Genomic DNA, 13068 nt, shown 5'->3' with positions numbered 1-13068 from the left:
CTATGATTTATTTAAATAATTTACTTCTCGAATCAACAAGAAAAGGCTGGAAAAAATTCCAAGCCTTTTAAATCTTATTTGTTGATGTTTTCCCATTTCCAGTTTTGAACTTCTGGGATATCATCACCATTTTCACGGATGTAAGCATTGTGGTAAGCCACCGTCTCATCCATTTTAGCAGAGAAGACAGCTGCATCTTCACCAAGTGCTGCATTTGCTGCATCTTGAGCCAAGTGGAAGCGATCCAATTCTGACATAACACGCATATCAAACGGAGTAGTGATGTCTCCATTTTCACGGTAACCGTGAACACGAAGGTTGTGGTTGTGACGGTTAAAGAAGATGTCACGAATCATTCCTTCATAGCCATGGAAAGCAAAGATGACTGGCTTATCTGTTGTGAACACTTTGTCGAATTCTTCGTCTGAAAGTCCACGCACATCTACAGATGGATGGCGTAATTTCAAGATATCAACCACGTTAACAAAGCGAATCTTAAGCTCTGGAAAGGCCTTGTGGAGAATAGATACTGCCGCAAGAGCTTCTAAGTTTGGCTCAGTTCCTGCTGCTGCAAAGACAACATCAGGCTCTTCATTGTTAGACACAGTTGAAGCCCAGTCAATAACCTTGTAACCTTCACGTACCAATTCTTCTGCTTCTTCAGCTGAGTAGAATTGCGGACGTGGGTGTTTTGAAGTAACAATCAAGTTAACCTTGTCTTCTGCCTTGAAGGCTTTATCCATAACAGCCAATAAGCTGTTTGTATCTGCAGGCAAGTATTCGCGGATATACTCTGGAGTTTTCTCTGCCAAGTGAGTCAAGATACCTGGATCTTGGTGAGTATAACCATTATGGTCTTGTTGGAATACTGTTGAAGTTGCAATCAAGTTCAAGGCTGGGTAGTTCTTACGCCATGTAGTATGAGTCTTACATTTACGCAACCATTTGAAGTGTTGTGTCACCATTGAATCTACTACACGAAGGAATGATTCGTAAGATGCGAAGAAGCCATGACGACCAGTCAAGACGTAACCTTCTAACATACCTTCAGCCTGGTGCTCTGACAATTGTGAGTCAATAACACGACCTGCTGGGCTCAAAGCTTCATCGTATTCAGGTCTCATACGGCCCAACCATTGACGGCTAGTACGAGTAAAGACTTCCTGCAGACGGTTTGATTTTGTTTCGTCAGGACCAAAGATACGGAAGTTATCTGGGTTAGCATCTACCAAATCAGCAGCATATTTACCAAACTCAATCATGTCTTGAGCCACGATCTCACCTGGAGTTTCAAACTTAAGGGCGTGTTTCTTCCAATCAGCAGTGTCCATTGGTTTGATAACACCAGCATTAGTGATTGGGTTCATAGCCATACGGCGGTCACCTTTCGGTGCAATCGCAGCGATTTCAGGCAAGACTTTTCCAGACTCATCAAACAATTCTTCTGGACGGTAAGATTTCAACCAATCAAGAAGGGCATCAACATGCTCCATATGGTGAGCATCTACTGGAATTGGCACTTGGTGAGCACGGAAACCACCTTCGATTGGAGTACCTTCCCATGACTTAGGACCAGTCCATCCTTTTGGAATGCGGGCAACCAATACTGGGAAAATAGCTTGAGTTGCTTCTTCAGCTGATCCTTTACGAGCTTCAGCTTGGACTTTCTTAATTTCTTCGATTGCTTCGTCCAATTTAGCCGCAAAAAGAGCATGAGCAGCTTCATGATTTTCTGAAACAGCTGTTACATCAGCAAAAATAGGCTTCCAACCTAAACCTTCAAAGAACAAGGTCAATTCTTCGTCTGTTTTACGTTCAAAGATAGTTGGGTTGTGAATTTTACCACCGTTAAGATAGAAAATTGGAAGAATAGCACCGTCATTAACAGGGTTGATAAAAGTATTTGACAACCAACCTGCCATCAATGGACCAGTTTCCCCTTCACCATCACCGATAACAGTTGCTGCAATCACATCTGGATTATCTAAGATAGCTCCTGCTGCATGAGATAGGGCATAACCGAGTTCTCCACCTTCATGGATAGAACCTGGTGTTTCAGGTGCCGCGTGAGAAGCGATCCCCCCTGGGAATGAGAAGATCTTGCACAAATGTTTGAAGCCTTCTTCGTTTTGAGGAATATTTGGATTTAACTCTGTATATGAGCCGTCGAGGTATGAGTTTGAAACCATTACCTGACCACCATGACCAGGTCCTTCAATGTAGAACATATCTAGGTCATATTTATTAATCGTCCGGTTCAAGTGAGCGTAGATGAAGTTTTGTCCTGGAACAGTTCCCCAGTGTCCGATTGGGTGAGCCTTTAGATCATTAGCTACCACATCGCGTTTCAAAAGTGGATTGTCTTTTAGGTACATTTGAGCCGCTGAAATATAGTTAGCAGCACGCCACCAAGCATCAACTTTTTCTAAATAAGCCTTAGAATTATAATCTGTTGTCATGTTTCCTCGCCTTTCTATTTGGGTTGATTAGCCATAGCTAAGTCCCTAAACATGAATCTACACCTGGTCTCTCCCAAGATCTCCCCTGAAAAGTGCAAAAAATAAAACATTTAGCTGTTTAATTTTCCCTCTTTCACTTCCATACTCTATTGGGTCAGGAGGTTGTATCTAGTAGAAGTATAGGTGTGATATAAAAGAAGTTAACCAATAAGATTTAAAACTCCTATGTTACCATTCTACCATACTTTTTGGAATATGAAACAATTTAATTAACTTTATATAAAATAATCTGTTTCAGCTGATTTATAAGAAATGTAAGCAATTTCATACTCCGAGATCAAAAACAACCAAGAACATGCATAAATAAAAACTTACAGAGACTAAAAAATCCCCTCTCTTCCAGACCATGCTAAATATCAATCAGTCTGAGAAAAATAAGGGATAGGGGGTTAATATTATGAGAAAAATGTATGCGTTGCCTGGTAAATATGATGGGCAGTTGCAGCATTGTTCATGGTATATAGATGAACACCCGCTACATCTTGAGTCACCAGATCAACAATTTGGTCGATGGCATAGGCCAAGCCAGCAGATTTCAGAGACTCTGGATCATGCTCGTATTTATCCAGAATAGCTCGGAATTTTCTTGGAAGTTTGATATTCTCACAAGTTTTAAGCAGACGCAAAGCCTGATTTCGATTAAGAATAGGCATAATTCCTGCGTGAATAGGTACTTCAATTCCTGCTAAAATACATCTTTCCTGAAAATCATAGAAGCGATCATTGTCAAAAAACAGCTGAGTGACGAGACTAGAGCAACCAGCATCCACTTTTTTCTTGAGATTCCTGATATCAGAAACACGATCTGGCGAATCAGGATGACCTTCCGGATAGCAGGCTCCGATGATATCAAAGTGCGGTGCTTCTTCCTTGATATACTCAATTAAGTCAGTCGCATACTTAAAATCATCCTTGGGTGCTACATCAGGGAAAATATCCCCTCTCAAAGCTAAAATCTTATGCACACCAACCTTGTCCAAAGCCTGGAGTGTATCTGAGACCATTTCCTTGGTTAGATAGACCGCTGGAAGGTGAGCGATGGTAGGAATCTTCAAATCATTATAGATGAAGTCAGCCAAACGAACCGTTGTCTCCTCTATATTAAATTTATTATTGCTAGCGGTCACACTAATATAGTGAGGTGCAATATCCTGCATTTCCCGAAGAGCTTGGATTATTTTTTCATTGCCTACTGCTGGATTGGGAGGAAATACTTCAAATGAGAGACTAGGTGTGTGGTGACGAACCATAAAATAAAAAGTTCCTTTCAGTGATATACCGCTAAGCTGAGAACAATCCTACAGGAACAATTTCTGCAGGATTGTCAGCTCCGGTTTAAATTTTCTGTTTGCCCTCCATAAAAATAAACGATTGTGTTAGAGGAGGATTATTTCAAGTGTTGTCTAGCTGCTTTTGCTGCCTCTACTAGACGCACCAAGCTAGCTTTAGTTTCTGGGATACCACGTGTTTTCAAACCACAGTCAGGGTTGATCCAAACTTTCTTACTTGGGACTTTGGCAAGGATAGCTTCGATGGTGTGATCGATTTCGCCTTCGTTTGGCACGCGTGGTGAGTGGATATCGTAAACCCCTGGCCCCACTTCTGTTTGGAAATTCTTCGCTTTGAGTTCATCCAAGATTTCAAGGTTTGAACGGCTTGCTTCAAAGGAAATCACGTCCGCATCCATGTTGTCGATAGCTGGAATGATATCGGTAAATTCTGAGTAACACATGTGAGTGTGGATTTGAGTATCTGGCGCAACTGTAGAGTGTACCAAGCGGAAGGCAGGGATTGCCCAGTCAAGGTAGTCTTCGTACCAGTCGCTACGACGAAGTGGCAATTTCTCACGAAGAGCAGCCTCGTCGATTTGGATAATCTTCACTCCTGCAGCTTCAAGGTCAAGAACTTCATCCTTGATAGCAAGAGCGATTTGAAGAGTAGAATCCTTGATAGAGATGTCTTCACGTGGGAATGACCAGTTAAGGATGGTAACAGGTCCAGTCAACATACCTTTAACAGGTTTGTCAGTACGGCTTTGTGCGTAGCTAGACCATTTAACAGTGATTGGGTTTAGACGAGTCACATCACCCCAGATGATTGGTGGTTTCACCCCACGCATACCGTATGATTGTACCCAACCATTCTTAGAGAAGAGGTAACCTGACAAGTTTTGACCGAAGTACTCAACCATGTCATTACGCTCGAACTCACCGTGAACAAGAACATCAAATCCAACTTCTTCTTGCCATTTAATCCATTCGTCGATTTGCTCTGCCAAGAATTTGTCATAGTCTTCTGCTGACAACTCACCCTTACGGAAGGCCAAACGTTTGGCACGAACTTCCTTAGTTTGAGGGAATGAACCGATTGTTGTTGTTGGAAGAGCTGGAAGTTTGAAAGCCTCTTCTTGGATGGCTTCACGTTCTGCAAAGGCTGGCAAACGAGTGTAGTCAGCGTCTGTCAATCCAGCAATGCGCGCACGAAGTTCTGCATTTTCACCAACACGTTCAGTTGCAAAGAGAGCCTTGTTTGTTGCAAGAGCTTGATCTCCTTGACCATTGCGGATAGCATCCAAATCACGAAGCTCTTCTAATTTTTCAACTGCAAAGGCAAAGTGATTCAAGATAGCTGGCTCAAATTCTTCGTTAGCTGTTGTAAATGGCACATGAAGAAGTGAGCATGAGCTTGTCAAGACAATGTTTTCAGCTGGGATTTGCTCAAGAACAGCCAAGCTCTTTTCGTAGTTGTTGCGCCAGATGTTTTTACCATTGACAATACCTGCATAAAGAGTCTTGTCAGCTGGGAAGCCACCTTTAACAAGTTCAAGAGTTTTCTTACCTTCAACGAAGTCCAAACCAATCGCGTCTACTGGCAACTTTACAAGATCAGAATAGATATCACGAACGTCACCAAAGTAGGTTTGAATCAAGACTTCCAAGCCTTTTTTGTCTGCCAAAAGCTTCTTATAAAGATCCAAGAAGAGAGCTTTTTCTTCTGCAGACAAATCTTTGACCAAGCTTGGCTCATCCAACTGGATACGCTTTGCACCCAGCTCTGCCAGTTTTGCAAAAACTTCTTGATAAGCTGCCAACAAGGCATCTACAAAGTCAGCCGGTGCCACACCGTCTTCAAAGTCAGATACTTGCAGGAGGGTGAATGGCCCGACCACTACTGGACGGGTTAGCAAGCCCAACTCTTTAGCTTCAGCAAATTCATCAAAAATCTTGTGGCCAGCAAGTTTTACTTGAGTTTCTTTTTCAAATTTAGGAACGATGTAGTGGTAGTTAGTGTTGAACCATTTCTTCATCGGAAGAGCACGGACATCCCCTTTTTCACCCTGATAGCCACGAGCCAAGGCAAAATAACGCTCCAAGTCAGTCAATTCCAAGCCTTGCACAGATGACGGCACCACGTTAAAGAGAAAAGCTGTATCCAGCACATTATCATAATGAGAAAAATCATTTGATGGAATCTCAGAAATTCCTTTTTCCTTAACAATATTCCAATGCTTAGTACGTAGCTCTTTAGCTGCAGCCAAGAGTTCGTCTGCTGAGATTTCTTTTCTAAAGTATTTTTCAGTTGTAAATTTCAATTCGCGGAATTCACCCAAACGTGGGAAACCAATGATAGTTGTTGACATATGTGTCCTCCAAAATTTTTCTTGATTTTATCTTATCAGAAAATCCACCCTCTGTATAATTGGAATTTCCCTAATTTTGATATAGTCAAAAACTATATCCCGATTGTTTCGATCATTAGAAAACCCTATTTTACAACTGACATTGATTGAAATTATTGTTTGGTATAATCAAAAACTATAACTCAAAATAAGAAAAGCCAGCGATTTTCTCGCTGGTTTTTCTTATTTCGCCATCATTTTCTGAGCTCTTTGAATGAGAAAAAGTGGACGCGACACAGCTTACTCAGCCTTTTCATCACTCTTAAATCTCGGCAAATCTAAAAGGTATGGAGCTCCTCCCCCTATAGATAAAAGGCCAGCGAAGTTACCCAAAAAAGGGATAAATCCAACAATAGATGCAAAAAAGAGTAGCTTATGGCTGGTCTTATTGACTCTTGAGTCTTCGCTATAATGAGCCATTCCGACAATAGAAAGCGCCAAAAACAGCAGGCTTATTAATACTACCAAGCCACCCCAACCAGAGTTTTCGACCAGTTTGGGAACTAAATCAACTATTTTCCAGTCCCATCTCTCAGAAGAAGCGTAAAGGATTAAGAGACCTCCTAAGATACTGGTAATTCCATTTACCAATAACAATTTATTCGACTTCATAACAATCTCATTCTTTCTTTTTTAAAATAGTATACCTAGCCACTTTCTATTCTGTCAACTTTCTTGAAAGAATTGATGATCTACTAGATAAAACCGTTTTCATTCAAATTATCTTGTGATAAAATAACTTTATGCACAAGAAAACGATTATTGATTTTAAGCAGTTGGGACAACGCCTGATTTTCACAAATCCTATCAGGGAGCTAAAGACTCGTCGCCTTGACCAAGTGGAGGAACTTTTGACAGAGATTGAGAGCTGGCAGGAGAAAGGATACTACGCTGTCGGTTATGTCAGCTATGAAGCAGCTCCAGCCTTTGAGGAAAAGTTCCGAGTTCATTCGGCCCCGCTCCAGAAGGAATATCTTCTCTACTTTACTATCCACGATAAGGCCGAGCAGGCTTCCATTCCCTTGACCTATGAGGAAGTGGAAATGCCTGTAGCTTGGCAGGGACTGACTTCTGAGCGAGAATACCAGAAGGCTATCGAGACTATTCATCATCATATCCGCCAGGGCAATACTTATCAAGTCAACTACACGGTGCAGTTGTGCGCAGAGCTCAATCATGAGGACAGCTTGGCTATTTACAACAGACTGGTCGTTGAGCAAAATGCAGCCTACAATGCCTATGTAGAGCATGATGAGACCGCCATCTTATCCATCAGCCCTGAACTCTTTTTCGAGGAGTACCGAGGCCAACTGACCACTCGTCCTATGAAAGGAACTACCAATCGGGGGTTGACTTTAGAGCAGGATAGAGAGCAGGCTGCATGGCTGGCCCAGGATGCCAAAAACCGAGCAGAAAATATGATGATTGTCGATTTGCTGCGGAATGACATGAACCGCATTTCTCGGACGAGTAGCGAGCGGGTTGAGCGACTCTGCAGCGTCGAGCAATACTCTACGGTCTGGCAGATGACCTCTACCATCAAAAGTCAGCTGCATGAGGGAATTGGGCTGGCAGAGCTTTTCAAGGCGCTCTTTCCTTGCGGATCCATCACTGGCGCGCCAAAAATTTCAACCATGGCTATCATCAAGGCGACAGAAAAAGCTGCTCGCGGGGTTTACTGCGGTACAGTCGGCATCTGCCTACCAGACCAGAGACGGATTTTTAACGTCGCCATCCGCACCATTCAGCTAGAGGGAAGGAAAGCCATCTATGGCGTTGGCGGCGGCATTACTTGGGACAGCACGTGGAAATCTGAATACATCGAAACCCAGCAAAAATCTGCTGTCCTCTATCGGAAAAATCCGCGATTCGACCTGATTTCTACTGGAAAAGTGACAGATGGAAAGCTGACCCTGCAAGACCAGCACCTGCAAAGACTGGCAGAAGCAGCTAGCTACTTCGCCTATCCTTTTGACCAAAACAAACTGAAGCAAGAGTTAGAAGAGACCTGCGCTCAGCTGGATAAAGAGCAGGATTACAGGCTGCGTATAGCTCTTAAAAAAGGCGGCGGCATTGAGCTAGAAACGACTCCTCTACTACCTCTGACGGAGACTTTCAGAAAGGCAAAGCTGGTCGAGCAGACAGCCAATCTAGCCCAACCTTTCACCTATTTCAAAACCAGCCATCGGCCACATCTGACCTTGGAACAGCAAGAACATATTTACTACAATGCACAAGGCCAGCTGCTGGAAACCTCTATTGGCAATCTACTACTGGAGCTAGACGGCAAACTCTACACACCTCCGGCAGAACTTGGTCTTCTCAAGGGCATCTACCGCCAGCAACTACTGGACAAGGGGCAAGCTATTGAAAAGATTCTGACTCTATCTGACCTAGCTAAAGCCGATAAAATCTATGCCTGCAACGCAGTTAGAGGACTGTATGAGCTGGAATTGGACAGTAAGCCACCAATGTAAAAGTAAGCATTAAAGCCTTGTATCACAAAGTCTTCGATGATCAATCAAGGACTTACATAAGCTAGATATAACTGAAAAATTTCTGCTATTTGCAGGAATTTTTTTGCTAAAAAACTTTAGAAATATTTTAGAAATGCTTGAGAATTATTTGAAAGATTGGTACTATACTGGATAGTGAAAAGAGAGCTTCCTCTCCCTATCTATACAAGGAGAACTCATCATGGAAAATATTTTGGTTATCCAGCAAGTTAGCAAGAAATTCGGCCAACAATATGCCCTGACCGACGTTAGTCTGACCATCAAAAAAGGTGACATTTACGGTCTTATCGGGAAAAATGGAGCCGGAAAAACGACCCTCATCAAGATTATCGCTCAACTACTAGAGGCAGATAGTGGCAGTGTTTCTCTTTTTGGTTCTCAAAATCAAAAAGAATGGACGCAAGGCCTCAAGCGGGTCGGATCTGTCATCGAAACTCCGGTTGCTCACAACCACTTGACAGCTTACGAAAATCTCAACTACTACTGCAAACTCCGCCATATCCCCCATGCTGACAAGGTTATCCAAGAAACCTTGGAATACGTAAACTTAACAGATACTGGTAAGAAGAAATTCAGAGATTTTTCACTCGGTATGAAGCAACGTTTAGGCATTGCTATCGCCTTGCTATCTAAGCCAGATTTGATGATTCTAGACGAACCGATCAATGGTTTAGACCCAGTCGGTATTAAAGAATTCCGTCAGATGGTCCAACGGCTCAACGAAGAATTGAGGATGACCTTTATCATTTCTAGCCATATCTTATCTGAACTCTATTTAGTGGGAACAAAGTTTGGCATCATCGAACAAGGCAGACTGATTCGAGAAATTTCTAAGTCTGAGTTTGAAGAGCAAAGCGAAGACTATATTGTTCTTAAGACTTCCAAATTAGAAGAAGCCAGCCGGCTTATTCATGACCAGCTTAATTATCGTATCAAGGTGGTCAATGCTTCTGACGAAATTCATATTTTCACTCATTCGCACCAAATCAGCAAGATTGTAGAAGAACTTGTAGCTGCAGGTCTACCTGTGCAAGAAATCTACTATGCACGTCAAAACCTGGAAAACTTCTTTACGGATTTAGTTGAATAACAAAGGGAGGCTCATTATGATCGACTTCATTCGTGCCGATTTTTACCGGCTCATGCGCTCAAAAGGCTTTTGGATTACAGAATTTGCACTATTTTGTGTCATTTCTCTGGGAACCCTATTTCAATCAAATATCCGATTTGGCGCAAATATTTCCAACCACGAAACTGCTACTCCAGCCTTGGGAAAGTTAACTGGTCTTCAAGCCCTGAACTACTTTGCGGACAATACAGACAGTCTGTTCTTTTTCACCATCATTATCATCAGTATGGTCCTTGGAGTGGATCTATCACGAAAGCTCTACAAAAACTGCCTCAGCTACGGCATTTCAAAACTCAGCTATTATCTTTCTAAATTCTTTGTCTGCGTCAGCATCGCACTTCTACACCTTCTCTTTATTCAAGCTATCTCCTTTGTGACTGCTAGTCTGTCCAACGGAATTGGAAGTGCACCTAGCCACTTTTGGAGTCAGCTGGGAGCTGCTCTCTTCGTTCAATTTCTCAGCACCATCGCTTGGATTAGTATCATCTCTTTGGTCCTCTATGCCAGTCACTCTATCGTATCTAGCTTTTTAACCTATTTTATCGGCGGAGCCCTACTATCTATTCCTCTTATCTTTTATCCTGATAATGAATGGCTCCCCTATCTCACTCTACGTTTCAACACTGCTATGGCAGCTGATGGAGGAACTGTCATCAAGGCCATTCTTACAACATCAGCTGTTACCCTCCTCTTTCTCATTGGGGGACTGAAAATCTTTAAAACAAAAAATTTATAAAATACTAGTAGTATTTTAAACAACAGGAGGAAATTCCATGTTACACACCATTCAGGCGGAACTCTTCCAGCTCACCCGTTCCAAACTTTTTTGGATAATAGAGGGTCTGCTCTTCCTCCTCATCTTCGTTAGCTCTTTTGGAGAAGCTAACTTTAGTTTGTATGTCTCTACACCTTCTGGACAAGATGAAATAGTCAGTAAAGGATGGACAGGATTTCAAGCCCTCAATCAAGTCGCTCACGATTTCCTCCCTTTTGTCATGATTGCAGTTCTTGTCCTCACTACTTCTTTATTGGGGCGAGACCTGACCAAAAAACTCTACAAGAATACATTGGCTAGTGGCCTTTCGCGAAAAGAATTTTATCTATTTAAAACTGCTACCCTTGCAACTGCCAGTCTTATTCAATTGGCTACCGTATTTGTCACAGCTTTTATCTTGGGAAGCATCTTTCATGGGGCTGGAAGGATGCCAATGGATTTCTTTGAGAATTTTTCACTATCCTTCTTTCGTTCCTTTGTCTTTATCATGGCCTGTAGTTCTGCCTTTGCCTGCCTACTCTACCTAACCTACTCTACTCTAGCCAGCTATCTAATTTTTTTCGTCCTGATAATGCTTCAGGCTAGCCTCCACGCTCTTTTCCCTCAACTAAATTCTGATTTCTTCACATTCTTGATCCTTGCCGGATCCCTTTGGGGTGGCTATCAAGCCTTCCAACATCGAGACTTATAAATATACCGAGTTAGTCCCTGACTAGCTCTTTTTGTTTGTTTTTGCATTTCGTATTTCTTTAGAAATACTTTAAAAAGACTTGAGAAATATTTGAAATTTGGCTTGTATACTATAGTTAAACCTAAGAAAGCGAGAATATACCATGCAAACTGTTTTAGAAGTAAAGCAAGTTACCAAACAATATGGCCAGCAATATGCCCTTGACCATGTCAGTCTTTCGATCCAGAAAGGCGATATTTATGGACTGATTGGGAAGAACGGAGCTGGCAAAACCACTCTTCTCAAGACCATCAGCCGGCTCATTCATGCCAACAGCGGAACCGTGTCTGTCTTTGGTTCTCAGAACTCTAAGGAATGGAATGAAGCCCTGCGCAAGATAGGTACCGTCATCGAAACACCGGTCGCTTACAATCAAATGACTGCTTATCAAAATCTCAACTACTACTGCAAGGTCCACCAGATTGCCCAACCCGACCAGCTCATCAAGGAAACCTTGGCCTATGTCGGCTTGAGCAATACTGGTAAAAAGAAATTCCGCAACTTTTCGCTAGGAATGAAGCAGCGTCTGGGGATCGCTATTGCCCTTATAAACAAGCCTGAACTCATGATTTTAGATGAGCCCATCAACGGCTTAGATCCGCTTGGCATCAAGGAATTTCGCCTGATGATTCAGCGGCTCAACCAAGAGTTGGGAATCACTTTTATCATTTCCAGTCATATTTTGTCCGAGCTTTATCTGGTAGCCACCAAATTTGGGGTGATTGACCAAGGACGGCTTGTCGCAGAATTCACCAAGGATGACTTTGACCGAGCCAGCGAAGATTATATCGTCCTCAAGACCAGCGATAAAGACCAGGCCGCCAACCTCATCCAAGGCAAGCTCCACTATCAGCTCAAAGAATCTGATAAATCTGACGAGTTGCACATTGTCGCCCAAGAACAGGAACTAAATGACATCAACAGGGAGTTGGTCCTATCCAATATTCATGTCAATGCTATCTATGCAGCTCACAAAGATTTAGAAAAATACTTTACAGATTTAGTCCAGTAAGGAGAAAAAACATGTTACATACTTTTCAAGCAGATTTTTACCGTTTCTTTCGTTCCAAGGCTGTTTGGATTACCGAATTCATCTTTCTACTGACGACCTTGAGCGCAGTCTTTAGCAAATTAAATGCCGTCCAGCTGATACAAGCTGGCTCCAGCGCAATCGGTAATAATACTTTTATCATCATTATCCTCTCTATGATCGTCATCGGGACAGATCTGAACAAGCAGCTTTACAAGAACACATTGACCAGCGGTGTTTCCCGTACCAGCTTTTTCATCTCTAAAGCCCTAGTCATGGTCTGCCTAACCTTCTTGCAGTTGGCTCTCTTTTATAGTATCAACTTTATCCTAGCGACTATTCTAAACGGTATTGGTGATTTATCCGCCACCTTCTTACTTCAATTTATTCTTCTATTCTTTGTGCAATGCCTGACTGTCATGGCTTGGACAGCCATTATTTCCTTTATTCTTTATCTGAGTAAATCTATGATTGCTGCCCTGGGAGGTTACCTTTTCTGCGCATCCTTAACCGGAGCTCTTGCGCAATTATACCCCAAATCTTTATGGTTGCAGCATTTCACCCTGAGCTTTGATTTTGGGACGCTTCAAAGCAGTGGCGTAACCTTGAGAATTGTTCTCATCGCCTTGGTCTTTGGAACCGTCTTCACCGCAGCGAGTCTCTATACTTTCCACAAAAAAGATTTATAGT

At 42.4% G+C, this 13068-nt stretch carries 10 protein-coding genes; 6 read left to right on the top strand and 4 right to left on the bottom strand.

Features of this window, described 5'->3' with window-relative positions; genetic code table 11:
- Positions 1–74: 74 nt before the first annotated feature.
- The 4 genes from AWH02_RS04580 to AWH02_RS04565 all read right to left on the bottom strand — a co-directional run bounded on the left by AWH02_RS04580 (position 75) and on the right by AWH02_RS04565 (position 6810).
- Positions 75–2459: a phosphoketolase family protein gene (locus tag AWH02_RS04580; protein WP_060553109.1), complete on the bottom strand. Its 2385-nt coding sequence runs from the start codon at positions 2457–2459 to the stop codon at positions 75–77.
- A gap of 455 nt (positions 2460–2914) precedes the next feature.
- Positions 2915–3769: a methylenetetrahydrofolate reductase [NAD(P)H] gene (metF, locus tag AWH02_RS04575; protein WP_053794185.1), complete on the bottom strand. Its 855-nt coding sequence runs from the start codon at positions 3767–3769 to the stop codon at positions 2915–2917.
- Positions 3770–3906: 137 nt separating this feature from the next.
- A complete protein-coding gene (metE, locus tag AWH02_RS04570) occupies positions 3907–6159 on the bottom strand; it encodes a 5-methyltetrahydropteroyltriglutamate--homocysteine S-methyltransferase (protein WP_060553110.1) in 2253 nt (750 codons plus the stop codon).
- A 279-nt stretch (positions 6160–6438) separates the two neighbouring features.
- On the bottom strand, positions 6439–6810 hold the full coding sequence (locus tag AWH02_RS04565) for a hypothetical protein (protein WP_060553111.1): 372 nt from the start codon (positions 6808–6810) through the stop codon (positions 6439–6441).
- Between the two features lie 131 nt (positions 6811–6941).
- On the opposite strand from AWH02_RS04565, the gene pabB reads away from it, so the two are divergent.
- From pabB to AWH02_RS04535, 6 genes are all read left to right on the top strand, one after another.
- Positions 6942–8675: an aminodeoxychorismate synthase component I gene (pabB, locus tag AWH02_RS04560; RefSeq protein ID WP_060553112.1), complete on the top strand. Its 1734-nt coding sequence runs from the start codon at positions 6942–6944 to the stop codon at positions 8673–8675.
- Positions 8676–8895: 220 nt separating this feature from the next.
- Positions 8896–9804 (top strand): ABC transporter ATP-binding protein, encoded by a 909-nt coding sequence (locus tag AWH02_RS04555; RefSeq protein ID WP_045505483.1) that lies wholly within the window; start codon positions 8896–8898, stop codon positions 9802–9804.
- A gap of 16 nt (positions 9805–9820) precedes the next feature.
- Positions 9821–10579, top strand: coding sequence for an ABC transporter permease (locus tag AWH02_RS04550; RefSeq protein ID WP_060553113.1), 759 nt, complete (start codon positions 9821–9823; stop codon positions 10577–10579).
- Between the two features lie 37 nt (positions 10580–10616).
- A complete protein-coding gene (locus AWH02_RS04545; protein ID WP_060553114.1) occupies positions 10617–11309 on the top strand; it encodes an ABC transporter permease in 693 nt (230 codons plus the stop codon).
- A 142-nt stretch (positions 11310–11451) separates the two neighbouring features.
- On the top strand, positions 11452–12360 hold the full coding sequence (locus tag AWH02_RS04540; protein WP_060553115.1) for an ABC transporter ATP-binding protein: 909 nt from the start codon (positions 11452–11454) through the stop codon (positions 12358–12360).
- Positions 12361–12371: 11 nt separating this feature from the next.
- Positions 12372–13067, top strand: a complete 696-nt coding sequence (locus tag AWH02_RS04535) for an ABC transporter permease (protein WP_060553116.1) — start codon at positions 12372–12374, stop codon at positions 13065–13067.
- Position 13068 lies beyond the last annotated feature (1 nt).

Source organism: Streptococcus gordonii, assembly GCF_001553855.1.
Taxonomy (GTDB): Bacteria; Bacillota; Bacilli; order Lactobacillales; family Streptococcaceae; genus Streptococcus; species Streptococcus gordonii.
The sequence above is the reverse complement of the archived record's forward strand: the minus strand, read 5'-3'. Positions and strand labels throughout refer to the sequence as shown.